The following is a 23225-nucleotide window of genomic DNA, read 5'->3' as shown; positions in this document are numbered from 1 at the left end:
GGGCGGTCGCTGAGGTCTCGTGCGCTGGTCGTAGGGACGCTAACGGTCCGCGGCGGTCACCGGCGGTTGGCTCGGTTGCTGTACCTCACTGCTGTACCGCCACCGGCGACTGGGCCTCATCCTTATCAGGTCGATCACCTAGAGGTTGTCCCGTATGGGGTCTGGGTTATCCGGTGAGGGCCAGGTTATGGAGTCGGGCGATTCCGAGCAGGGCCTGGTGCACGCCGTTGCCCTTGAGGCGGCAGTCTCGCAGGATCTTCCAGTTCTTCAGCCGTGACAGGGCGTGTTCCACGCGGGCGCGTGCCCGGCGGTGGACGGCGTTCTCCGCTTCCTGTTGCGGGGTGAGGTGCGTCTGGCCTCGTCGTTTGCGGTGTGGGATGAGGAGGCCGGTGCCCTGGTAGCCGCCGTCGGCGATGGTCGGGGTGCCGCGGCAGGCCCGGTCGACGCCGGACTCGGTGAACGCCCGGCAGTCGTTGCGGCTGCCGGGCAGTGGCAGGCCGATCGCCACGACCAGGCGGCTGTTGGCGTCGATGACGGCCTGAACGTTGGTCGAGTACCGGTAGTTCTTGCTGGACGCGGCTATGCCGCGGTCGCGGGTGGGCACCAGGGTGCCGTCGACGATGTAGGCGGTGTCCTTGCGCGGCCGGCGGGCCGGCGAGATGGCCAGCAAGGGCACGAGGTGATCGAGGATGCGGTCGGCCGCCGACTTCGAGACCCCGAACAACGGCGCCACCTGCCGCAACGTGAGGTTCGTGCGCCAATACGTCGCCACCAGCAACACCCGGTCCTTTGGTGGGAGCCGCCACGGCCGGCCGCGCTGCACGTCACCGCCCGGGCGCCGCACCAACGCCACCAGCCTGGCGAACTGCGACTCGGTCAGCCCCAAGAACGGCTCGATCCACTTCGGCTCATCCGCTGAGATCACCCCACCCATGCCCAGCCAACGCACCAACCGCCCCACCGGTTACGGGACAACCTCTAGGGTCGACGACGTCAGCCAACCGTTCCTGCTCCTCGGCAGACCGTCCACTGAGGTCCAACGTCGACCGCTGCTGTTCGCGCTTGTTGGTGTCAGTCGCTGGTGTCAACCGTCGTACGCGGTCTTGACAAGTGCCGCTGTCCCGCCGATCGCCGGTTTCAAAATGGCGGGTCGTCGGAGTAGCCGTCTTCGAGACATGAGATCCGCGGGTCGGGTAGGGGACCTGGCTCCACACCCCAGGTCACGAGGCACCGCTCAGCAAGGTATCGGTACCCCCGGTACTCGCTGGTGCTCAGCGTGCTGCGTACCAGCGGCACGAGCTTCGGGATGTGCACGGCCAGCTCAGGCGCGGCGAGCGTCATCGCAGCCGCGTGCACCGCAGCTTCCCGGATCAAAAGGTCTGCATCATCAAGGAACGGCTGCGCCGCCTCGTAGACCAGCGGGAGGATGGCACGCACGGCGGCGACATCGTCAGGTTCGCCAGGGCCGTCTTCGTCGAGGGTCGCGTCGTCAGCGAGGTCACCTAGCCATTGAAGGAGTGCTGCGCGCATAGGCCGGCGACGTTCCTCGTGGAGGTAGACCCCCAAGGTCATTGTTCGGAGGTGACCAAGGATGGCGATAACGAAACGAGCGGCTGGGGCGGTGGCGCCATAGATGCTGTTCTGATGGGTCACGGCCTGCCAGAGGTCGTGTACGGCGGTCCGCTGAACATCCTCGTCGTCATCCAGCAGCCCTGCCAGAATCACGGGGGTCGCCGGGGCTGAGTTGGGGCAACAGTGGTCGACGCTGCTCCAGTCCGTCTCCAGGAGGAGTGCCCAGGGGTCGATTGCCCCGCTGCCATCGTTGTTTGTCACGGCCCAAGTGTGGCCTGCGGGCCTCCTCCCTCACCCACCACTCACCCCAGCTCCCATCCCGACCGCCGTCGACCCACACATCGTGGAGCAGGCGTGGTTCAGGGGCATCAAGGTGGAACGCGCCCCTGCACGAACGACCTTGACAACGCTGGGCCGCGTCTGCTCGGCTCTGCCTGGGTCGATGGTGGACGGGATGGGAGCTCCCTGCGCACACCACTACGGGCCCGCGGTCGGCGACGGCACCCCCCCTCCATCCCGGTGCCGGCCGATCCCCCGCCGGAGGCATCGTCTTGACCGTGGGCCGCTCTATGCGGTGATCGACTCATGGCCACCGGCCCTATCCACATGCACGCGCGTCGGCGCAGCGCGGGCGGAGCGGGCCGGAGGCAGGAGCGGCGCCCGCAGCGGAGCCGGGAGCGCGCCCGGCGGAGCGGAGCGCAGCCGGGGCTTGATGAGTAGGGAAGTTGTACCGCAGCCCATGATCGGCATCTGTCCGGTCCCGGTAGATGCTTGGCAGTTCGGTCCCAGCTGATGGTTGACAGTGGCCGTGATCGGCTTGGCTGTGCGCGTCGTATCCGCGTGCAGGGAGCGCCGAGGCCGTGCTGGCGGGCCGGTCGCACTGGTCGGCCTCATGTCCCTACGAGATCGCGGCGGAGGTGGAGGCAGTGGCGTGCGAGCTACGGCGCCGGCACTCCTCGGTTGAAAGGCCGCGCCCCTACGCCATCCGGCCCCCGGCCGACAGGTACGGGCCGGCCTCGCTACAGCGGCACATCCAGCTCAGCGGTCATCCGCCGTACCTCCGCCTCGGCCGGGTGTATCGCCGGGGCGGTGGTCTCGGTGGAGGTGGCCAGGTACAGTTCCCACTCCTCGTCGGCTCTGGGGTCCGGCGGCGGGGCATGGAAGGTTCCTGGTGGCCGCCGGCACAGGCGGGCAGTTGCATGTGCGGCCGGAAGGCGTGCAGCGTGTTGATCCACTCGGCCTCGGCGAGCTCGCGCCCCGGCGTCCTCCCGCCCCTATAGGTGCGCAGCCAGCCCAGGTAGAGGGCGGTGAGCATCTTCCGCACCCAGCGGCGGCGGTACCAGCAGGGTGGGATCTCGTTGTGAAGTTCGGCGGTGTGGCGCAGCCACTGAACCCAGGTGTGCAGCTCGCGCAGCCTGGCGCGGCGGTCGGGTGGTGGCATGATCGACCACACCCAGCGGCGCGGTGGGGGCGCCTCGGCGGGCGTCGGTGGCGTGGCGGGCCACAGGGACGCCGGGGTAGTCCGGGAAGTCAGTCACCGCTCGCGCCTTCCACTGCCGGCGTCGCTGTCCCACCCGAGGTCACCGGTCCGTTCCCGGCGGCCGCCCGCGCGGGGGTCTGTCAAACGAGCGGTGTAATTGGGGTAATTGGGGTTACTGGCGGGCTGCCGACAGTCGGCCGTCGAAGGTGATGTCGAAGGCGTTCAGCGCGGTCTTCCAGCGCATGGTCCAGTGGGCCTGGCCCTTGCCGGTGGGGTCGAGGGACATGATCGCCATGTAGACGCACTTCAGGGCGGCCTGCTCGTTGGGGAAGTGTCCACGGGCCTTGACCGTCCGGCGGATGCGGGCATTCACCGACTCGATCGCATGGGTGGTGCAGACGATGCGTCGGTTTTCGGTGTCGAACCGCAGGCACGGAGTGAACTCTTCCCAGGCGTTCTCCCACAGCTTCACGATCGCCGGATGCTTCCGGCCCCAGGCGTCGGCGAACTCGGCGAACCGCTCCAGAGCGGCTTCCTCGGTCGGCGCCGTGTAGATGGGCTTGAGGAGTCTGGCGATCTTGTCCCAGTCCTGGCGGGCGGCATAGCGGAAGGAGTTCCGCAGCAGATGCACCACGCAAGTCTGCACGATTGTCCTCGGCCAGACGGTCTCCACCGCCTCGGGCAGGCCCTTGAGCCCGTCGCAGACCAGCATGAGCACATCGCTGACACCGCGGTTCTTGATCTCGGTGAGGATGTGCAGCCAGTGTTTGGCCTCCTCACCGCCGTCCCCGGCCCACAGGCCCAGAATCTCCCGCCGGCCTTCGGTGGTGACGGCCAGGGCCACATAGATCGGCCGGTTGGCGACCGCGCCGTCGCGGATCTTGACGTGGATGGCGTCGATGAAGACGACCCCGGCCCGGCAGCCATCAGCTGCTGATCCGCCGTAACCGCACCACTGGTGAACTCGCCTTCCATCGCTGTTGGTCGCCCGCCGCAGTGCCCATGGCCACGCTGGTCCGTGTCGCCGGGTCCAGATGGCGGGTGGAGGAGACCTTTCGATCCGGAAAGGGTCTGGCCGGACTGGACGCCAGGTCCGCCGCTTCACCTCTTGGGTCCGTTGGGTCACCTTGGCCATGCTCGCCCACGCCTTCCTCGCCGTCGTCCGTACCGACGAGCACGCCCGCCATCCGGCCCCGGACTGGCTGATCCCGCTCACCTGCAACGAGATCCAGGGACTGTTCACGCCGCTCGTCGTCCCGCCAGTGCGCGATGCGACGCACCGGCTTCGCTGGTCCGACTGGCGACGCCGCCACCAGGCCCGGGCCCAAGCCAGCCACTACCGCAGACGAACCGCGAATCAGGCATGAAGATCACGTTCTACAGCTGGAGTACTAACCAGCCAAATGAGATGACTTGTAAGTGGGCGGTTCGTTAGTCTTTGACGGGTTTTGCTGTCGCCTGATGGACTGGTGGTGGGGCGGAACCTGCCGACCCACGGTCGTTGATCTGTTGATGTGACCAGGTGAGTGAACGCAAGCCGTATCCGAGTGACTTATCGGACGATCAGTGGTCGTTGATCGAGCCGGTAATCACCGCGTGGAAGGGCCGGCATCGGTCGGTCAGCGGGCATCAGGGTGCCTACGACATGCGAGAGATCGTGAACGCGATCCTGTACCAGGGGTGGCTGCCAGTGGGCCTACCTGCCGCATGACCTGCCACAGAAGAGCGCGACCTACTACTACTTCGCCGCATGGCGAGACGACGGGACCGACCATGTCATCCACGAACTCCTGCGGTGCCAGGTCCGCGAACGCGCCCGGCGATTAGAGGACCCGGCCCTGGTGGTTCTGGACACGCAGAGTGTCCATGTGGCCGCCGGGGTCCCCGCCGACACGAGCGGCCATGCCCCGGCCAAGCGGGTGCCCGGCCGCAAGCGGGGATTGGCGGTGGATGTCCTCGGACTGGTCATCGCTGTCGTCATCCTGGCCGCGAACACCCACGACAACGCGGCGGGCATCGTCCTGCTGGACCAGGTCGCCGAACAGACCGGCGGCACAGTCCGCAAAGCTCTCGTCGACCAGGGCTTCAAGAATCAGGTCGTCGCGCACGGCGCCGACCTGGGCATCGACGTCGAGATCGTCGCCCGCGACCCGCAGATCAAGGGATTCGTGCCGCAGCCGAAGCGTTGGATGATCGAGCAGACCTACGGAACCCTGATACTGCACCGGCGCCTGGTCCGCGACTACGAGCACCACCCCTCGTCCTCCGCCTCACGCGTCTACTGGGCCATGACCCACGTCATGACCCGCCGGCTCACCGGCACGGACACCCCCACCTGGCGCGAGGCACAGGCGGTCGCAGCATGAACATCCAGCCCTTGCTCGACGCTCTGAAACTGCAGGAACAAGCTGCCCGGGTTCTGGCCGGCAACCTCCGTGAACAGATCGACGGACTGCAGAACCGGCTGCGGGAGGCCGAAACCCATCTGGAGCATCTCGCGATCACCCGCACCACCGTCACCAGCCTCGCCGACCGGCTTCCCGCTGCTCCACCAGACCTGCCCGAGCACCCGGACTACCCCCGCATCCTCGACGCCTTCAACCACGCGACCGGACCACAACGGGCGAGGGACGTCTGCCAAGCCCTCGGCCACGAGCTGCTGTCGAAGAACGTCGAAGGCACCCGCGCCAAGCTGAAACGCCTGGTCAAGCTCGACATCCTCACCGAAGTTGACACCGGCATCTTCGCGAGAAGGCCACAGCCGGACACCTATGGCCAGCAATCACTGGCCACTATCTGGTGTGCGTACTTATCGTTTCCCTCTCAGGGGTCATGGTGACTTGGGCGCCGTACACGGGGAGTTCGCCGCGCTCCAGCCACCGCCATCGGATCTGCTCAAGCTGGTCGTAAGGCGGCGCGGGCCGCCCTGGTGGACGGTCGTGGTCCGCTCACCGGCCGCGGTGCGGGCGCGGGCCAGGCCCCGACCGGGTGCAGCATCCACGTCATGCGGCTGCCGTCGTTTCCGATGCCGTTGCGGGGCTCGATGTCCGGCGCCGTGAGGGTTAGCATCGACCACGCCTCCCAAGCCTGGATGACGTCGAACACGGGGAACGGGGAGACCGTGACGTCGGTGTGATCCCCACTGTGCGTTCATGCCACCGACCCTCCCCGACGAGCGAATTCTAGGAATGCAAGAATCGTTGGATCAAACGTTGCGCCGGTTCATGTTCATAGTATCGAGCCATACGCAAAGGCGTTTCGCCATCTGCCGTCGGCAACTCGGGATTTGCCCCATAAGCCAGCAAGATAGCAGCAGCAGTTGCATTCAAAGGGTATCCGGTCTGCCAGTGACTATCACCGGCAACATCGACGGCTTGCGTGAGTAGTGTGTGACCGAAGCACAGTTCATCAGGATCAGCGCCAGAGTCGAGAAGCATCGCAACAGCTTCATAATCGCCACCTTCTACCGCTTTATGGCGCAGGTGTCCATTCTTCACCAGCCAGACGCGCATCCATTGATGGTGGTTCGTTGATGCCTGACTCCACCGTGCGACCTTTCGCTTTCATGTCAGTGAACCGTTTTCATCCTGTCCTGCAGGGGTGATGGTGCAGGTCAGTGGGGTGGTGTGACGAGGCGAGGCTCCTGGTCGTTGCGGTGGTGTTCTCTACGCACCACGCTTCGACCGAGGAGCCTCGCTTGGTCCCGTATCGTGCCACGCTCGACGTCCCGCATGAGCTGGTCGAGCACGTCTCCTGGCTCATCTATGCCCGAAGGTGTGAACGCGGCACACGGTGGCGCAAGCTGGGCTGCTTCCACCAGGCTCTGCTCGCGCTGGTGCACCTGCGCAAGAACGAGACGCTGCCCCAACTCGCAGCCGGGTTCGGGATTTCCACCGCAACCGCCTGGCGGTACGTGGACGAGCCCCTCGACGTCCTGGCCTCCTGGGCACCCGGCCGGCACGAGGCACTCGTCGGCCCGGGCGAAGGAGACTTCGTCATCGTCGACGGCACGCTCATCCCCATCGACCGTATGCCACGGACGAGCCGTACTACTCCCAAAAGCACCGAAAACACGGCATGAACGTCCAGGTCGTAGCCCGCCCGGACGGCACCCCACTCTGGTTCTCCCGTGCGACACCGGGCCGCACCCACGACCTGACCGCGGCCCGCCCACGGCATCGTCCAGGCCTGCCTGACCCGGCAGATCCTCGTCTTCGCAGACCGCGCCTACCAGGGTGCCGGCGCCACCTTCCGCACCCCGTACCACCACTACAGCGAACAACCCGAGCACTACCAGCAGTTCAACCGCGACCACGCCCGCCCCCGAGTTCCCGGCGAACGCGCCTTCGCCCAACTCAAAACCTGGCGGTTCCTGTGACGAGCCCGCTGTTCCACCCGCCGCATCGGCACAGCCGTCCAAGCCGTCCACACCCTACTGACCTGCACATACTCAGGATGAAAAACGGTTCAGTAACAGCCGGTGGCCACCTCGCCCCGCTGCCCACGGCCCCGGACACGCGAAGACCCCGCCTCCGATGTCCCGGAGGCGGGGTCTGTGTGGAGCGCCGGGCAGGCCTTGCACCTGCATCTCCCCGCAGGAAACGGGACGTCTTCCGATGTACTGGTCACCCTGACACCGGATGCCGATCCAACGAATCCACAGGTGCACCGGTACCCAAAGGGAACTATTTGCGTCTCGTACGTCCTATTACCGCTGCGACTGCGATGACGGCTACGATTATGACCAGCAGAACCCAGATCGGCGTTCCGGACGGCCAGCCTTTGTAGGCCATTATCATGTGGTTCATTTCACCTCACGAGGTGGCTCGATCATAGATTTCCTGTGTCGCGTTTCCGGCAGCCATCCCACCGAAAGCGCAGAGAGGGGCCGCAGTACCGCCCGTTACGTAAAGGCAGCCTGCTTCGAAGCCCTTGTCCGCAGCGAACGAAAGCGCCGTACCGGCCGCTTCCTTGTACTGCCCCTGGGACACCTGACTGCCAATCTGTCCGATGCTGATGACGTCGGACGCAAAGCCAACCTTCTTAGACGCAGACTCCGCAAAACTCATGAATGAGGTTCCGCTGGGGTCGATTCGGTTGACGGGGTCGCCGGCAGCGTAGAGGTAGGGGTTCTGTTCCTGGCCTGAGGGGTCGGGCTGGGTGAAGCGTCCGATGTTGGCGTCGTAGTAGCGGGCCTGGAGGTGGTAGAGACCGGTGGGGTCCTGGTAGTTGCCGGCGAACCGGTAGGGCTGGTCGACCGGCTCGCTGGACTGGGCCAGGAGACGGACGCCGCGGGGGCTGTAGGTGTAGGTGTCGACCTTGTTGCCGTCCACGTCGACCAGACCGATCACCGAGCCGATCGCGTCGGTGAGGTAGTAGTAGCTTTTGCCCCCGGTCGTCATGGAGTTCAACGTGCCCCCGGGCTCACGGTTGAAGCCCATGTCCACCCCGCCCGTCGACTTCGCCGACAGGCCGAGCGGGCCGTTGTGGAAGTAGGTGTCGCCGAGCTTGATGCGTTCGCTCTGGTCGGTGGAGCCGTACTGGCCCGCGTACGTCTTGTCGTTGACGGTGATGGACGACATTTGGGAGTGGTCGGTCCACATCTCGCCGGTGCGCAGGTAGTCGTCGGTGGAGGTGCCGGCGGTCTCGTTGCCGATGGGGTCGTAGGACCAGGTGCCGGAGGAGCTGGACTTGCTGGTGAGCTGCTGGGCGTCGTTGTAGGTGTAGGTGGTGGTGCGGGGGCAGCCTTGGTCGGTGCCCTGGGAGGTGAGGTTGCCGGCCAGGTCGTAGCAGTACTGCCAGGAGTCGGTGACGCTTCCGGCCTTGACCTCGCTGGCGTAGGAGAAGCGGCCGGCGCCGTCGTAGGTGTAGGTGCGCTCGCGGCCGGTGACGTTGTCCGTCATGGTGCGGATCTTGCTGCCGTCGGTGGCGTTGTCGGTGCCGTAACTGTAGGTGTAGTCCAGGTCGACCAGGGTTCCCTGGTCGGAGGTCACCTTGATGTTCTTCGGCCGGCTGGAGTTGTCGGGGTTGACCTTCTGGACCGTGCCGCCGGGGTAGGTGGTCGTGGTGCGGACGTCGTTGTTGTTGTACTTGTACGTCGTCACCCGGCCCCGGGGGTCCTTCAGCTCGGTGAGCTTGTTGACCTCGTTCCAGGTGTAGTCGGTCTTGCCCGCCGGGTCCTGGTAGTAGTCGACGTTGCCCGCCGCCGTGTAGACGAGCAGGGTCTGCGAACCGTCCTGGAGGTGGCGGACCGTCTCCCGCTGCAACGGGTCGAACTCGTACTTCACCGTTCCCGTGCCGTCCGAGCGCTGGACGAGGTTGCCGTCGCCGTCGTACCAGTACTCGACCTTCACCGTGTTCGGCGAGGTGACGGTGCGGATACGGTCCAGGTTGTCGTAGGTGTAGGTGACGGTCACGCCGCGGGCGTCGGTGACCGTCTTGGTGCGGCCGAGGTCGTCGTAGGTGTACGTCGTCTTGCCCAGGGGTGCCGGGGCCTTGGCCCACTCCAGGTTGCCCTGGGCGTCGTAGTGGAAGTCGGTCTGCACCGTCTTCGACGACGTCATCTTCGTCTTCTGGTCGCAGCGCTGGCCCTCGAAGCCGCCGCAGGTCGGGGTGGCGGGGTTGTAGTCGTAGGAGATGTTGCCGCCGCCGGTACCGGTTTGTGCGACCGTCTTGGTGTTGCCGGCCGTGTCGTAGGTGAAGGCGGTCTTCTCCCCGTCCGGGCTGGTGGAGTCCTTGGGTACGTCCCCGCCTGCGATGGTCTGCCAGCTGTTGGCCGTCTTGGCGCCGGTCGGCAGGGCGACGGTCTCCAGGTTGTTGCGGGAGTTGAAGCCATAGTCGGTGACGTTGCCGGGGGTGGTGCCCGTGCCCATCGCGTCGGTGGCGGTGTCGATGTTGTGGTTGGCGTCGAACTTCGTGGACCGCTTGCGCTGGAGGTGGTCGGTCACGTCGGTGACCTGGCCGTCGCTGTCGTGCTCGTACTGCGTCGCGTGCAGTTCGGGGTCGGTGGCGGTGGTCTTGCCCGCCGCGGTCGCCGAGTCGCTGGTGTAGGCGTAGGTCCAGGTCGGGCCCGTGCTGCCGGAGGCGTTGAAGCCGGTGGCGCGCAGCATCGAGGTGATGCGGTTGCCGTCGTCGTAGGTGAAGACCGTCACCCGGCCTTCGGCGGTGGTGATCTTGCTGATACGGCCGGAGGTGTCGTAGCCGAAGGTGACCGTCTTGCCCTCGGTGTCGGTGGTGGTGGCCAGGTTGCCGTCCGCGTCGAGGTTGTAGACGGCGGTGCGGCCGGTGTTGTCCTTGGCCTGCCACTGCGACGGGTAGGGCTTGGTCAGGTCGATGAAGCGGCCCGAACGGGTCTCGGTGAGCTTGAAGCCGCCGTCGCTGTGCTGGGTGACGGTGATGGTGCCGTGGTTGCGGTCGGTGATCTTGGTCAGGCAGCCGTTCGCGTCGTAGGTCTCCTTCGCACCCGACTTCCACTTCGTGAGGGTGTAGGTGCCGTCGGAGTTTTTCTTCAGGTCTTGCGAGTAGCCCTTCGGGGTGGTGAAGGATCCGTCGCTGTTCTTCTTGAAGCGGACCGTCGCGCCGGAGGCGTCATAAAAAATCACCTCGCTGCTGGAGATGGACAGGTAGCGCTCGTACTGCTGCCACCAGCGCTGCGAGACACGGCCCCACGGGGCGTCCAGCGAGTTGTAGGTGCGGGCGAGCCGCAGGCGCTGGCCGACGCCGGCGATGTCGAAGTCCGTCGCCGTCAGCATCAGGTTGCCGGTCGAGTAGTCGATCTTCGCGGTAAGCGCGTCCGTGATCGCGAAGCTGGTGTAGCGGTGCCAGGGCACGTTGCCCTGCCCCTCCGGCACCAGGTTGAGCACCGACGCACTCGCCGCGGCGCCGGATCTCGCCGCTTTGCCGGATGCGGGATTCTGGGCGTGCGCGCGCTGTTCGCGCAGCCAGGGGACGTACACCTCGTCCGTCGGGGTCTTCGACGGCTGCGACTTCACCGGCCGGTTCGCACCCACCTTCACCGTCGGCATCGAGAAGCGGGGGCTGTCCTTGCCCCACACCGACACCGGCTTGCCGGCGGCGGTCGCTTCCGCGGCCGGCAGGACGGCCGCGGCCAGCGCCGCCGTCGTCACCACCGCCACCGCCGCGGCCGATCCTGATCTTTTCCGGGCACGCCGAAGAGACGTGCCGAAGGCACGCGAGTGCATGGCTTCCCCCCACAGGAAGACAGACCCCAGCGACCCCAGCGGTCACCGGGCCCGCACACGTTGTCACAGGATTCGCACAAAGATCCGCGCCATTCCCGCCGAATCCCTTCACATACGGGCCGGAATCCGCCCCTTCGCTTCAGGGCCACCAATGCGGATGAACCGCAACATCATCGCGCCACCGAGCCTGCTCACTGAGTGACAGTCCCACTCAAGGCGCGATACGAACGGCCGAAAACCGATGATCATCCGTGAGCCACCCGACCAGAAGGCATCAGTAGCAGGGCGGGAGCTCACCGTTCGTGACGCCCAGCACTTGGTGCCGCCTACCCAGCGAAACGACTCCACATCGTCCGGCGACCCGCACGTCACCATCACCACCTACGCTGCGGATGCCGGGTACGCCCAGCGCAGACGGGCTCACACTGCCGCCTAAGCTTCGCGTGATGGGACGTTCCTGCGCCCTAAGGAAGACCGGCCGCTGGGCGAAGAGGGAAATCACCCGTGTGCCGTAGCGCGCGGCGAACCGCCGCCGAGAGCGTCACCGTGACCTACGGCGGCGTCTGACTTCCGCGCTCACCGAGGTGGTGGACACCGTTGCCGCGTAGGCGGCAGTCGCGGAGGATCTCGTAGGGCTTCATTCGGGGAAGGTGATGGCACACTGGCCCACATGAACGAGGTGCGCTGCGAGCGATGCGACAACATCATCGGCATGGGGTGTGCCTGCCCTCCTGATGGCAGCGTGCCCAAGGCTAACCGCGAAGATAGGCCTGTTCGACAGGAGTGGCGGCGGTTCCCCGGCAACGCCATCCTGATCAAGCAAAATGGCAAGGCGCACGTTCCAGGCGCCTGCGATCATATGACAGAAGACGAGGTGCGGTCCCCGAAGTGGGGCTGGATCCTCGATCCGTCTCCCGGAGCTTGGGGCCGGATCAGCGAAGGCACCCCAGCCATCGCCACTGCGGGGAACACGCGGCTGCAGGCGACGAGCCGGTGCATGACGTGCATGGGGACTCTCGAAGGCTGATGATTCGCAGGATGTGCCGGGCTGTGGCGTAGCTGACCAGAGGGCCGACAGCCGTCCCACGTTTCATGGTTGAGCACGCTGCGCCCGCACGCCTCGCTGGCCTGATCGGCGACTGCACTGTGGAGACTTCCGTCCTGCCCTGACCCGCCTGCTGCAGGTAGCCGGGACGCCCGTCAGCCGCGGCGGACGCGGTCGATGGCGTTTAGGGAGCGTCATGGACTTCCGCCCCATCCCCCGTGATCCGCACGCCTTCCAGCAGCCCGTCACCGCATGCCGCCGCCGAGCTCCACGGCGGAGGTGACGCGTGCGGCATCCCCGAAGGCGCGCTGGCCGATCGCCTGGATGTCCCCGAGGAATGGCAGTGGGAGTACGACTACTACGACCACGCATTGCACTCCGACACGTTGCATCAGATCTACCAGTGCGGCTCGGTGCTGCTGGGCAGCGACCGGCCCGGTGAGTACTGGACGCTGGTAGTGACCGGTCCGCAGCGCGGCCAGGTCTGGTGGCTTCGCGACGGATGCGCAGCTCCCTACGCCGATTCCCCGTCCGCGCAACTCGGGGGCGCCTTCCATGGCTGGGTCAGGGACTGGCATGTCGGACAGGGCTGGTGGCGTCCCGAGTAGCGGCTACGCAGCGGCTGCGCCGAACCACGGGTGCCCTGTCGCTGCCGAGGACGCTTGACGAAGCTGATTCCACAGAATGCGGGTCTGGCACGCCATGTGGCTGGCCCACATCGACGGCAAGATCGCCGCCCTGCGTCAACGGCAGGCCGAGGAAGAGCACGGTCGCCGGGTCCGTCCGCGGCCGCCGGAGTGGATCGTCGAACTCCCCATCGGCAGCGGCAGCGGCAGCCCGCCCGTCCAGGTCCACGCCGGCGACTGCCACATCGCCGGCCGGCGCCGACGGCTTACCACCCGCCGTCGAAGTCGCGTCGAGCAGGGGGCTGCCACCAGCATCGTCGCGGCCGTCGCCCCCGAGTTCGCTCGCTCCGGAGGCCACTACCTCGACGATGCACAAGAGGCCTACACAGTGCCGAACGACGCCGACCTCGCGCAGCACCCGCACGGTGTCAAGGAATGGGCGCTCGATCCCGCCATCGCCAAGCGCCTCTGGACTGTCTCGGCCGACCTGCTCCGCGCCTGATCTCCTGAGGTCGCGCAGATTCTCGCTGTTGCCGAGCGCGATGGATCAGAGGCTTCGGTCAGCCATTGCTGAACACGCTGGACTTGACAGAGAAGTCGTCGCCGACCACGCCGCGCAGACCATCCAACGAGAGGACCCGGGAGGCCGGCCAGGCGCGAGCCAGGACCGACTTGCCCGCGCCGGAGGCGCCGATCAGCACGATCAGCCCCTTCTCGGGCAGGCCCACGTACAGCGCCGAGGTCATTCGACGTCTTCTTACGGGTCGAGGGAAGGGCGGACCAGCTCAGATGCTTCGCGGCGCTGGCAGCGACCTGCCCGTCCGGAGCCAAGTAGTAGCCCTCCCCCAGGCGTACCGGGTCGATCGAGTCGAGCGGGACGAAGGCGTCGATCTCGACCGCCTTCGCGGTCGGCAGGGGCAGGTTCGACAGTTCCGCGTCGCTGATCGGGATGACCTGGTCCTTCGACCACTCGTAGCCCTTACCGATCTCCCCCTGGCCGACCTCACGGTCCTCCAGCTCACACACCTTGCGGTGACGGACCCGGCCCGTGTCCGCCAGGAGCAATAGTCAAGAGTTGTGGGTGAGCTGACTCTTCAGCTCTGTCTGCGGTGGTTGAGGGTGGCCTTCGCGGTGTTGCGGATCCGCTTGGTGCGACCGGCTTCGGTGAGGATGTCGGTGGCCTCGGTGTTCGTCGCGGCGGCAGTCATGAGCTGGAGCCAGTTGGATGACGTGAGTAGGTCATCCGGCTGCCAGGGCAGCTTCAGCGTGATGGCGCGGAACAATGACCACTCCCGCAGACGCTGAGCCAGGAAGGGGCGGTCGATCGTGGCCCGGGTCATCGCCTGCGCCCACCCCTCGTAAGCGGGATCGGGGTGGAGGCCGGCGGCTCGACGGTCCAGGTGCCGCAGCACAGCGGACTGGGCCATCGTCCTATCCGGATCAGTGAGCACGCGGCTGACCAGGTCGACCTCGTCCGAGTCTGCGACCTGGTGCAGCTCGTCGAGGTAGGCAGCGAAGCGGACGTGCTCGTCCGGGTTCTGCAGGATGTCGTCGACGTTCATGCGGCCTGCTCCCCACGCTCAACCAGGACACCGTTTTCGAACCGCGCGCCGGCCCGGACCAGGGACACCAGGTGGGCTCCGGTGATCGCGCACCATCGCGCCTGAGCGGACTCGACCAGCTTGAACACCATCGCGAGCGTCGCCGCCGGGCTGCCCACTCCGCGCGTGACCTTGGTGCGGAGCTTGACCGTGGAGAAGGTCGGCTCGATGGGGTTGGTGGTCCGCAAGTGGATCCAGTGCCGGGCAGGGACGAAGTCACCGGAAGACAAGCCGTGCAGGTAGAGCAGCGGCAGCACCTCGGAGATCTTCGGGGATCTGCGGCACCACGGCGGAAGGATCTTCGAGGCGAACCGCTTGCGCTCACCGGTCTCATCGTCAACGCGGCGGTTGTTGATCCGCGGGGCCTTGACCTCGACCGGTCCGGCGGCGGTAACCAGGGTCCTCGCCTTGTGGTGACCGTTGCGGACCACGAGACGTCCGCCGTACTCATCGGTCTCGGCAGCCAACTGGGCAATGTTCTGGTTGACTTCCGCTTCCAGCGCGGCGGCCAGCATCCGGCGGGCGCCTTCCCGCACGATCTCGTCGATCAAGGAGCCGGGCTGGGTGGAGCCGTCGTCGGTGACTACGCTGAGCACGGGCGTGCCTTCCTGACCCGCGCTGCAACGCGGGACTACTCGGAGACCTTAAGGATCCTTCGGGTAGGTACGCCCTCCACGTGCCCTCCCGTAACCGATCCACAAGTCCTGAGCATTGATCCGCCACGGGCTCCGGGAGCCTGCGATGTCACAGGCTCACAGGTCACCTCTCAGGAATGCGTCCGCCTGGGAAAGCAGTCTCCCCACCCCACGGGCGAACAGGGCGAACAGGGCGAACAGGGCATTTTACCGTCCCGGAGACTGGGCCGGACACGTACCGTCGGTCTCACGTCGACATTCCCGAGCCGGTTGATCGCCGACTGCCTCCCGTCGACTGGCCCCGCGACCCGGTCGGCGGGGGCGAAGCTGGCGTGACCGGCCGGGGATCGCTGGAACCATCGACGGGCGTCGTCCCGCACGACCGTCGGTGAGACATGCGTCTTCGCAGCTCACGAGCTGGGACGTCCCACGAAGTCGCCACCTGGCGAAAGCCTGTGTCCCGGTAGCCGGCTCGGCGCGCATGGTGGCTCTCGTCAGCAGACGGACCTCGACAGAGGGGAAACGATGTTGAAGGGAATGCGGACGAGGGCAGGCATGGTCCTCGGCACGCTCGGTCTGGCCACCGCTGCCACGCTGATCACCGCGGGACCGGCGTTGGCGAGCGGATCGGTGTGCGCGACGACCTGTGCCTCGGAGGTGAACTTCACGTCCGACGGCGAGTACTTCACCGTGCACGACTACGCCTCGGACGGAAAGTCGGCCGTCGGGGACCTTCAGTACTACTACAACGGTTCCTGGCACGACGAGGGCTGGGTCTGGAACTCCAACGGCTACAGCGGCAGCCCGGTGACGAAGAACTACTCGATCGGTGAGGGCGTCGAAGTCTCCTACATAGCCTGCTTCGGGCACGCGAGTACCGGCGAGATCTTCGACTGCGGAGACTGGCACTACGACACCGCCTGATCCCCGCGGGTCCCTCCCAGTCCCCTCCCTCGGCCTGCCGAGGGAGGGGACCGCGTCGCTGAACCGTGTCCACCCGCCGCGGAGTGGGGAGGTGATCCCGGATCGCCCGGGTCAGGGGTGCTGGTCATCCTGTCAGGACCCAGGCCCGCCCGCCGTGTCATCGGCCTGGCCACCGCGGTCGAGGATGGCGCCATCGTGGGCCGAGCGGTCACCTTCGCCCGGCCGAAGGGCGCCGTCGGCCACGGACACCCGGCTCTGCGGGAAGTCGACCGCGCAGGTGTGGGACCGCTGCACCCGCGCCCACGCCCGCCTCCGCAGCGGGCGGGTGAAGTGTTCGCGTCCGCCGCGTCCAGGCTGTCTCCAGTAAACGCCGTCATCCGGCCCTCTCATTCGACCTCGGAAGGCGTCGGCGGCGAACCCGGAGCACGCCATCACGGTGACACATGTCCGTTCGGCCCGCTCAGCCGGAGTGAGCGGGACCTCGGCGGGGCGGGGCGCTGGGGGGCCTGGGCGCCGACGGCTCGGGGGGCTCGAGCAGGTGCCGTTGCCCACCCGGCCGAGTGCAGCCGTGGCGGCCGGTGGTCAGTTGCGTGCAGGCCTTCGCCCGAGAGGGGTCGGACGCGGGGATCATGGCGGTGTACACGTCGGTGTCGTAGTGCACCCGCTCCCGCAGGGACCTACCGCGCGCCGGGACCACCTCCGCCACGTCGCCGGGACCGCCCCAGCTGATGCGGCCCCAGGCGGCCCGGCACGTGTTGCTGTAGCGCAGTTCGACGTACACCCGGCCCACCCGGGCCAGGGCGGAGGTCCAGGCGTCACCCGAACACCCGGTGTCCGTCGGATCCAGGCCGGCGCAGCCGTCCGCGAAACACTGCGTGTCCAAATCGGCACCCGCGCCGGTCGTCGATGTCTGCGTGGTGCCGGGTTTCCCGTGCGGGCCGGTGTCGTGACCGCTCGCGGCCGGGACGGCCGCCGCTCCGGCGACCACCGCGGCGGAGACGACGAGGAGACCAGCCAGCCGTGCGCCGGATGGCATCCGGCGCACGGACCGGGCGGGCGGCTCTACCGCCTCGGCCGCCGGCTGTCCGCCGGGATCCGCTTCCGGGCCGGGCGGGCGCGGCCGGTTCCACGCCTGCTCCGCCAGTTCCCACAGGGCCGTCAGGGGCGCGACGTCACGGCCCGCCAGCCGGCCCAACGCCTCGACGGCTTCCCGGGGCGGCAGCTTCTTGCCGTTGAGGTACCGTTCCCAGGCCGACTTGCTGTACGGCGTCCGCCCGGCCAGCGCCGCCAGGCTCTGTCCGCTGTCGTCCTTCATCTCCCGCAGTCGGTCCACCAAAGCCCGCACATCAGGTTCCAACTGGTGCGGTAGCTCCCGCCACTTCCCCATCGTCCGTCCCGCCCTGTCCGCCGCCGCGCACTGCACGCCCAACCGACGGTACGGTCACCGGTTATCGCCGCAGAAGTGCAGGGCTTGCCAATTCTCGCTGACGGGTAGGGGCGGGGCATGGGGGGCACAGGAGGACCGCATCTGCTGCGCGTGGCAATCGTCCTGGCCGTCTCGGCCGTCCTGGCGTCGGTACCGGCGAGTGCCGCCGACCGGCCGGCGGCGTCGTACGTCACCGGCCGCGGCGCCCTCGGCGACGACTGGCGGGACGAGGGGCCGCTCGACGCCCGCCGGCTTCCGCGCAGTGATCTCGTCGGCCTGTGGCAGTCCGTGCTGTGGGCGGACGGCTATCTTCCCCGGGCTTCTGTCACCTGCCGCTACGACGCCCGTACCCGTGAGGCCACCCGCGTCTGGCAGAGCAACCACGGCCTGGTCGCGGACGGGGTCGCGGGAGCCCAGACCTTCGGCTTCGCGGGCTCAAGGCTGATGTACCGGCAGCCGTGGACGGTGTACGCCGGGGAGCGGTACACCCTGCCTCTGCGCCGTACCAGCACGGGTGTCTACGAGGTGTACGACGAAGGGCGCCTCCTCCCGCTACGTGCCGACACGGCTACGTTGCACGTCTGCCGGGACGCTCATTGATCCACGACCCAGGAGGTACGTGCGCCGACACCGAGCTGGCGGCCGGGCAGGTTCACGCTCCCCCTGGCCCGGCCGGGCGTCGCGGCCAGCATGCCGGTGCACGCGTTACCGGCGGGCGCGCTCATCGCCTGGCTGTCGGTGGAGACGGTGAGCCGTGAGGTGCCGGCGCCGGGAACCACCTCGGCCCACACGGCACGGCAGAGCGGGCTGTACCAGAGCGTGAGCGCGTGGTGCTCGGCACTGAGCGCGTGCACCGGCACACTGCCCCGGTCGCAGCCGAGCCGGTAGGGGTCCCGGCCCCGGCAGCCGTCACCGAGACAGGGCACGCCGGGTGCTGTCCCGGTCGCGGAGGGCAGCGGCCAGGGCCACTCGGGCTCACCGGCCGGCGCCCCCTGAGGGATCGGGTCACGGGACGCCGTGCGCCCAGCTCCGTCCCAGGGACTCAGCAGAGCCAGCGACGAGGCCAGCAGCAGTGCCGTCCCCAGCAGACCGCCGAGCATGGTCGTCCCGGACCGCCGACGAGGGACCGCGCCGACCGGTGCGGCCTCCTCACCCCGGTCCGGAAGCCGCGCAGGTCCCGGCACCGGTTGCCGGGCCACGGCCACCTCCCACAACGCCCTCAGCCGGCCGTCTTCCTGTGCGGCGAGACGCCCGAGGGCGTCCACGGCCTCCCACGGCGGCATCGTCCAGCCGGACAGATAGCGGTACCACGAGGTCGCGCTGTAGCCCGTCTTCCGGGCGAGCTGGGCGAAGGTCCAGCCGTGGCGGCCCTTGAGCCGCCGCAGCTCCTCCAACAGCCGCCGGTGTGCGTCCGGAAGGTCGCCGGGCATGGGCCTTCGCAGTGTCACGTCCGGCGTCCGGCGGGGCCGGGCAGCCGGAGTCCGCCCCGTCGCGCGGGCGCACCGGAGCGCACCCTCAACAACCCGCCTTGCCGTCGATGTAGACCGTGCTCACGGTGTCCGGCTGGAGTACCCGCTGCTCGTGAGGTGCCAGGCAGACGCCGTACGCGCGACCGTCGCCCGCAGCTGTCATGTGCAGGATCGCCCTCTCCTCGTTGAGGCCGCTGTAGACCGCGTAGGCGCCGTGGGCGTCCGGCCCCAGCTCCTGCGGGAACCGTGTCACCTGCCGGTAGGAGCCCGTCGGCCGCCCCTGTGCCCAGTCGTCCGCGGTCTTGTAGAAGCAGACGTCCAGCTCGGCGCAGCCGTTGCCGGCCCGTGCCGCGGACGGTGGCGCTCCCGCCACCACAGCGGCGGCGGCGAACAAGCCGGCCACGGCCGTTGCCATGATCCTCTCCCCACGTCTCATGGCCCTCAGACCAACACACAGGGCGCGGGAGGAAGAAGAGGTTTTTCGGCCCACCGTCCCAGCTGAGGTTCCCCCGCTGCGCGGGAAATATTGACTGGCTGGTCAGAACGGGCTGGCGTGGTGTCAGGTTCACTGATCCGTTCGCTGCCTGGGTGGCATAGTGCTTTTCTCCGAACTCGATGGGGCTGAGACAGCCGAGACGCCTCTGGACGCGGCTGGGGTTGTGGAAGCCGTCGGTGCACTCGAAGAGCGCGAGGCTCGCTTCGGCTCTCCCGGCGAAGACGCGGCCGCGGATGCATTCGGTCTTGATCAGCATCCACAGATTCTCCGCCGGGGCCTTGTCGAACGAGTCGCCGACCGAGCCCAGCGGCACTGAATACCGGGCCTGGGCAGGCGCGTTGTGAGCTTCACGGACGTGTGCTGACTGCCGTGGTCGGCGTGGTGAACGAGCTCGCCGGGGGCGACCCGCGGCTGGCCAGGGCATTCTCCAGCGAGGTGAGGACCAGGTCCGCGTGCGCGAGACTCTCCCGGGCGACGACCCGGCGGGAGAACGCGTCGCGGATTGCGGATCGCGGACAGCCACAGCGGCCCGTCTCCGGTGGGGACCAGGTGCGGCCCTCGAAGTGGTCCAGGCCCAGGCCGTGCTTGAGCTCGCGGTAGTCGTGCTCGATCCGCTAGCGCGTCTTCGCCCACCGCACCAGGCCGGCGACCGGGGTGGCGGCAGGCAGGTTCGAAATCCAGTAGCCCGTCGGGGCGTCGTGAGGCGGGCCACTCCACCAGCACGGTGCGGTGGGGCAGAACGCCGTCCCACCAATTGCGGCCGCCGCCCGCCGCATGGGCGGCAGCCAGCGCCTGCTTGCCCGCCGACCTCACCGTCAGGACCGCGAAACGGGAGGTCATCGAGCCTTTGCTGCCCTGCCGCCAGGTCACCTCGGTGAAGCGGTCGGTGCCGGCCCCCATCGCGTGGACCGAAGGGGACCGCGGCTCGCTGCGGTAGCGGGGCAGGGTCGGCGGCCCGAGTCCGCCATGGGCAGGGCGGTGAGGCTCGATGTCACGGGCATGAGCGACCTCCTTGCCCGTCAGCGCGAGCACGTAGGACAGGCCGCGCTCCTCGAGGCCGAGCCGGAACGGGGTACTGACCCAGACACCACTGGACCGGAATTATCACGGCGTGATAATCACCGAGCGCCACACCCGGCTACCTGCGGTCGCCCTACCTGACCGGCGCCAAGGCGGGGTAGCCCCGGGCCGCGAGGAAGCCGCCGGCAACCGGCCGGGCGATCCGACCCTGGGGGCCCGGCACGTCTGCAGCGCTGTCGGGTGGTGCGCGAGGGCGGAACCAGGTGGCCAGCAGCAGCTCGGTCCGCGACGCTGGTCGCCACGTCCATCCACTGAAGGCCCCACGGCACCCGTGTCGCCGCAGAATTCGGAGATCCGGCAGTGCTCTTCGACGTCACCCGCGGCGAACTCGCCGACATCTTCGGTGAGGAGCGGCTCACGGTCCTGTTATCCCGGCGAGGCGAAGACCGACGCGAAGGACGCCGCAGTGATCGCGGACGCCGCGGACGATGCCGCACACCCTGCGCTCGCTGGAACGCGTCCTTGGCCTACGCCTGGACCACTGCGCGGTTACCTGACTTTTCGAACGCTACGGCTCCCCGGCCGCGCTGCGGAAAGCCGGACGCCGCAAGCTCGTCGAGGACATCAGGCCCAAAGCTCCACGCATGGCCGAGCGGCTGATCGACGAGGTCTTCGATGCCCTGGACGAACAGGCCGTCAAGGCACGGGCATCCACGACATCGGCATCACATCCCTTGCTCGTGCGCTCGCTGCCGTCCATGAACAGCGACGAGCCCTTGAAGCACAGATCCGGCAGTTGCTGGAGGCTCACCCTCTTTCCCCGGTCCTGACCTCGATCCCGGGGGTCGCGGTCAGGACCGCGGCCACCTTGCTGGTCACCGTCGGCGACGGAACCAGCTTTCCCACCGCCGCACATCTGGCCTCCTACGCCGGGCTCGCCCCGACGACGAAGTCCTCGGGAACCTCGATCCACGGCGAACACACGCCCAAAGGCGGAAACCGGCAGCTCAAACGGGCGATGTACCTGTCCGCGTTCGCCGCCCTGCACCATCCCGCCTCCCGCACCTGCTACGACAAGTGCCGGGCCCGCGGAAAGACCCACAGGCAGGCTCTTCCCCGTCTCGCTCGCCACCGCATCAGCGTCCTGTTCGCCGTGCTCCGCGACGGCGCCTTCTACGAATCCCGGCCTGCAGCGCCGGTCGGTTGAACTCCGAGGGGATCTGCCAGCAGCACCACGCGATCGGCCCTGGGATCGAACCCGAGCACCGGCTTCCCCCGGTCTCCTTCTCCGGTCATCAGCACGGGCCTGCCCAACCGGCACCCGATCGTGCCGAGGAGGCCGCACAGGACGTCCACTCCTTCCTGGCCTTGCAACTCCCGGAGATCGACATCGAAGTCGATCTCACCGGCCGACACCGGCCAGAAGTTCACCTGCACATCCGCGACAGGCCATACCTTCAGCAGGGCCGTGTCCGCGTCCATGGGTCGTGACAACACCTCCTCCGCCGAGGGCAAAGGCATGCGAACACAGCCTTCCGAGTACTCCCACGTCCACCCGCTCGACCCGGCCAGGTCGAACACCGCCTGCCAGTCATCGACCGAGGTGTCGGTCACGCACACATCAGGCAGAGCACCCATCAGGTCAGGGTCGAAGAAGTTCCTGACGTCATCCCACAGCAGATCCGGCATGCCGCCATGCTGCCCGTCAGCCCAGCCAAACGCAGCTCGATTCCTTGACGAACCCATAGAGGCACCTTTTCGGCCGGTGTCGGCGGCGTGCTGGTGGGCGCGGACGATGGTGGAGTGATCTGGACGAGCCAGTCGATGTCACCGGCCGCGTCCGCACGGGACTGGATCTGCTGCAGAGCCCGGGTGAACACGCCCGTCAGGGCGTAGCGACGGAAGCGGATGTAAACGGTCTTCCACGGCCCGTAGCGTTCCGGCAGGTCACGCCAGGAGATCCCGGTCCGGATCTTGTAGACCATCCCGTTGACGACCTGCCGGTCCGACACACGCGGCCGCCCTGTGGCCGCGCGAGGTCTCAGTGGAGCCAGTAACTCCCACTCCTGGTCGGTGAGTTCATGACGGCGTATCACCCCCACGTGATCCACCATCTAGCGATCTTTGAAGACGGACCCTAGCGGGCGTGACTGTTGTGCGCCTCCACCATGTGTTCGATGACCGGACGGATCACGGCCATGACGGCAGGGTCGGCACACCGCACCTTCGCGATCGAGTCCTCGACATGCTGGCGTGTCATCGGAGCACCGATGAGGCCGCAGTCGTAGGGCTCGTCTGCCCGGATGAGGAACCTGATGGCCAGACGGAAGTAGGTCATCTGCACGTCAGTCAGACCGCAGACCTCGGCGAGTTGCGCAGCGGCTTCCATGACGCCGCAGTCATACCGCTCCTTCGCCGTGATGATCCCGGCCTCACACTCGGCCAGCTTGGCGCGGTCAGCGTCTGTCCCCGCCTCTTGCGCCTGCTGGCGCCTGGCTTCCGAGTAGGCGATGTTCTCCTGTGCTGCGCGGTGCCGGGCGGCCTGCTTACGCGCTCGGTCGGTCGTCACAACGACTCCCTAGTCCCGGTCACGTCGCCCACGCCTGTGACCGGCTGAGAGTGCCGCTTCTTGATTGCGTGATTCGGAGAACCTTGGCCGCAGCGCCGACTGGCGTGGGCAGGTCGGCAGGGCACCGGCAGACGCTGACCTGCCGCTCTGAGAGCGTAGCC

General features: G+C 67.7%; 18 protein-coding genes and 10 pseudogenes. 11 read left to right on the top strand and 17 right to left on the bottom strand.

Annotation, left to right across the window (positions count from 1 at the left end):
* Positions 1–166 precede the first annotated feature (166 nt).
* The 3 genes and pseudogenes from ACH5A8_RS33115 to ACH5A8_RS33105 all read right to left on the bottom strand — a co-directional run.
* Positions 167–934, bottom strand: coding sequence for a transposase (locus ACH5A8_RS33115; RefSeq protein ID WP_399007703.1), 768 nt, complete (start codon positions 932–934; stop codon positions 167–169).
* Between the two features lie 203 nt (positions 935–1137).
* Entirely contained in the window at positions 1138–1833 is a 696-nt protein-coding gene (locus tag ACH5A8_RS33110; protein WP_399007695.1) for a hypothetical protein, read from the bottom strand.
* Between the two features lie 1391 nt (positions 1834–3224).
* Positions 3225–3959, bottom strand: a pseudogene (locus ACH5A8_RS33105) (IS256 family transposase); the annotation flags it as partial.
* A 2-nt stretch (positions 3960–3961) separates the two neighbouring features.
* Between ACH5A8_RS33105 and ACH5A8_RS33100 the strand changes: the two are divergent.
* The 3 genes and pseudogenes from ACH5A8_RS33100 to ACH5A8_RS33090 form a co-directional block, all read left to right on the top strand.
* A pseudogene (locus ACH5A8_RS33100) lies at positions 3962–4419 on the top strand (IS701 family transposase); the annotation flags it as partial.
* A 155-nt stretch (positions 4420–4574) separates the two neighbouring features.
* Positions 4575–5418: pseudogene (locus ACH5A8_RS33095) on the top strand (IS5 family transposase).
* Positions 5415–5891, top strand: a complete 477-nt coding sequence (locus ACH5A8_RS33090) for a hypothetical protein (RefSeq protein ID WP_399007694.1) — start codon at positions 5415–5417, stop codon at positions 5889–5891. Before ACH5A8_RS33095 ends, ACH5A8_RS33090 begins: the two are co-directional and overlap by 4 nt.
* Before the next feature lie 343 nt (positions 5892–6234).
* Here ACH5A8_RS33090 and ACH5A8_RS33085 read toward each other — a convergent pair whose 3' ends face one another.
* Complete coding sequence (locus ACH5A8_RS33085; protein ID WP_399007693.1) at positions 6235–6564, bottom strand: ankyrin repeat domain-containing protein; 330 nt, start codon at positions 6562–6564, stop codon at positions 6235–6237.
* A 143-nt stretch (positions 6565–6707) separates the two neighbouring features.
* Between ACH5A8_RS33085 and ACH5A8_RS33080 the strand changes: the two are divergent.
* Positions 6708–7511 (top strand): annotated as a pseudogene (locus ACH5A8_RS33080) (transposase family protein).
* A 355-nt stretch (positions 7512–7866) separates the two neighbouring features.
* Here the strand turns inward: ACH5A8_RS33080 and ACH5A8_RS33075 are convergent.
* Entirely contained in the window at positions 7867–11181 is a 3315-nt protein-coding gene (locus ACH5A8_RS33075; protein WP_399007702.1) for an RHS repeat-associated core domain-containing protein, read from the bottom strand.
* A 742-nt stretch (positions 11182–11923) separates the two neighbouring features.
* Between ACH5A8_RS33075 and ACH5A8_RS33070 the strand changes: the two genes are divergently transcribed.
* From ACH5A8_RS33070 to ACH5A8_RS33055, 4 genes and pseudogenes are all read left to right on the top strand, one after another.
* On the top strand, positions 11924–12280 hold the full coding sequence (locus tag ACH5A8_RS33070; protein WP_399007692.1) for a hypothetical protein: 357 nt from the start codon (positions 11924–11926) through the stop codon (positions 12278–12280).
* Positions 12281–12516: 236 nt separating this feature from the next.
* Entirely contained in the window at positions 12517–12906 is a 390-nt protein-coding gene (locus tag ACH5A8_RS33065; RefSeq protein WP_399007691.1) for a hypothetical protein, read from the top strand.
* A gap of 76 nt (positions 12907–12982) precedes the next feature.
* Positions 12983–13159 (top strand): annotated as a pseudogene (locus ACH5A8_RS33060) (hypothetical protein); the annotation flags it as partial.
* A gap of 54 nt (positions 13160–13213) precedes the next feature.
* Positions 13214–13426: pseudogene (locus ACH5A8_RS33055) on the top strand (oxidoreductase); the annotation flags it as partial.
* Between the two features lie 94 nt (positions 13427–13520).
* Here ACH5A8_RS33055 and ACH5A8_RS33050 read toward each other — a convergent pair.
* The 4 genes and pseudogenes from ACH5A8_RS33050 to ACH5A8_RS33035 form a co-directional block, all read right to left on the bottom strand.
* A pseudogene (locus ACH5A8_RS33050) lies at positions 13521–13670 on the bottom strand (ATP/GTP-binding protein); the annotation flags it as partial.
* A 40-nt stretch (positions 13671–13710) separates the two neighbouring features.
* Positions 13711–13983 (bottom strand): annotated as a pseudogene (locus ACH5A8_RS33045) (Ku protein); the annotation flags it as partial.
* Between the two features lie 35 nt (positions 13984–14018).
* The gene (locus ACH5A8_RS33040; RefSeq protein WP_399007690.1) at positions 14019–14486 is read right to left on the bottom strand and encodes a hypothetical protein; all 468 of its coding nucleotides are present in this window, start codon (positions 14484–14486) and stop codon (positions 14019–14021) included.
* Positions 14483–15121, bottom strand: a complete 639-nt coding sequence (locus ACH5A8_RS33035; protein ID WP_399007689.1) for a transposase — start codon at positions 15119–15121, stop codon at positions 14483–14485. Before ACH5A8_RS33035 ends, ACH5A8_RS33040 begins: the two co-directional genes overlap by 4 nt.
* Positions 15122–15697: 576 nt before the next feature.
* On the opposite strand from ACH5A8_RS33035, the gene ACH5A8_RS33030 reads away from it, so the two are divergent.
* The gene (locus ACH5A8_RS33030) at positions 15698–16084 is read left to right on the top strand and encodes a hypothetical protein (RefSeq protein ID WP_399007688.1); all 387 of its coding nucleotides are present in this window, start codon (positions 15698–15700) and stop codon (positions 16082–16084) included.
* Between the two features lie 460 nt (positions 16085–16544).
* On the opposite strand, the gene ACH5A8_RS33025 is transcribed toward ACH5A8_RS33030, so the two are convergent.
* Positions 16545–17417, bottom strand: coding sequence for a DUF2690 domain-containing protein (locus tag ACH5A8_RS33025; protein ID WP_399007701.1), 873 nt, complete (start codon positions 17415–17417; stop codon positions 16545–16547).
* Between the two features lie 171 nt (positions 17418–17588).
* Here ACH5A8_RS33025 and ACH5A8_RS33020 point away from each other — a divergent pair, with 171 nt between their 5' ends.
* Positions 17589–18110 carry a peptidoglycan-binding protein gene (locus ACH5A8_RS33020; RefSeq protein ID WP_399007687.1) on the top strand — a complete coding sequence of 174 codons (522 nt, stop codon included), beginning with the start codon at positions 17589–17591 and terminating at the stop codon, positions 18108–18110.
* Here the strand turns inward: ACH5A8_RS33020 and ACH5A8_RS33015 are convergent.
* The 4 genes and pseudogenes from ACH5A8_RS33015 to ACH5A8_RS33000 all read right to left on the bottom strand — a co-directional run bounded on the left by ACH5A8_RS33015 (position 18104) and on the right by ACH5A8_RS33000 (position 20507).
* Positions 18104–18940 (bottom strand): helix-turn-helix domain-containing protein, encoded by an 837-nt coding sequence (locus ACH5A8_RS33015; RefSeq protein ID WP_399007686.1) that lies wholly within the window; start codon positions 18938–18940, stop codon positions 18104–18106. The two genes, ACH5A8_RS33020 and ACH5A8_RS33015, sit on opposite strands and share 7 nt — an antisense overlap.
* A gap of 85 nt (positions 18941–19025) precedes the next feature.
* Complete coding sequence (locus ACH5A8_RS33010) at positions 19026–19394, bottom strand: hypothetical protein (RefSeq protein ID WP_399007704.1); 369 nt, start codon at positions 19392–19394, stop codon at positions 19026–19028.
* Between the two features lie 196 nt (positions 19395–19590).
* Positions 19591–19731: pseudogene (locus tag ACH5A8_RS33005) on the bottom strand (IS3 family transposase); the annotation flags it as partial.
* Positions 19725–20507 carry a hypothetical protein gene (locus ACH5A8_RS33000; protein ID WP_399007685.1) on the bottom strand — a complete coding sequence of 261 codons (783 nt, stop codon included), beginning with the start codon at positions 20505–20507 and terminating at the stop codon, positions 19725–19727. The gene ACH5A8_RS33000 and the pseudogene ACH5A8_RS33005, both read right to left, overlap by 7 nt.
* Before the next feature lie 415 nt (positions 20508–20922).
* Between ACH5A8_RS33000 and ACH5A8_RS32995 the strand changes: the two are divergent.
* A pseudogene (locus ACH5A8_RS32995) lies at positions 20923–21702 on the top strand (IS110 family transposase); the annotation flags it as partial.
* Here the strand turns inward: ACH5A8_RS32995 and ACH5A8_RS32990 are convergent.
* The 3 genes from ACH5A8_RS32990 to ACH5A8_RS32980 are packed head-to-tail and all read right to left on the bottom strand — an operon-like array spanning position 21669 to position 23064.
* Positions 21669–22184 carry a hypothetical protein gene (locus ACH5A8_RS32990; RefSeq protein WP_399007684.1) on the bottom strand — a complete coding sequence of 172 codons (516 nt, stop codon included), beginning with the start codon at positions 22182–22184 and terminating at the stop codon, positions 21669–21671. The pseudogene ACH5A8_RS32995 and the gene ACH5A8_RS32990 sit on opposite strands and share 34 nt — an antisense overlap.
* Positions 22133–22609, bottom strand: a complete 477-nt coding sequence (locus ACH5A8_RS32985; protein ID WP_399007683.1) for a transposase — start codon at positions 22607–22609, stop codon at positions 22133–22135. Before ACH5A8_RS32985 ends, ACH5A8_RS32990 begins: the two co-directional genes overlap by 52 nt.
* 23 nt (positions 22610–22632) lie before the next feature.
* On the bottom strand, positions 22633–23064 hold the full coding sequence (locus ACH5A8_RS32980) for a hypothetical protein (protein WP_399007682.1): 432 nt from the start codon (positions 23062–23064) through the stop codon (positions 22633–22635).
* Positions 23065–23225: the final 161 nt, after the last annotated feature.

It is taken from the genome of Streptomyces sp. NPDC018610, assembly GCF_044391765.1.
Classification (GTDB): Bacteria; Actinomycetota; Actinomycetes; order Streptomycetales; family Streptomycetaceae; genus Streptomyces.
Note: the sequence above shows the minus strand (reverse complement) of the source record. Positions and strands in the feature narration are given on the sequence as shown.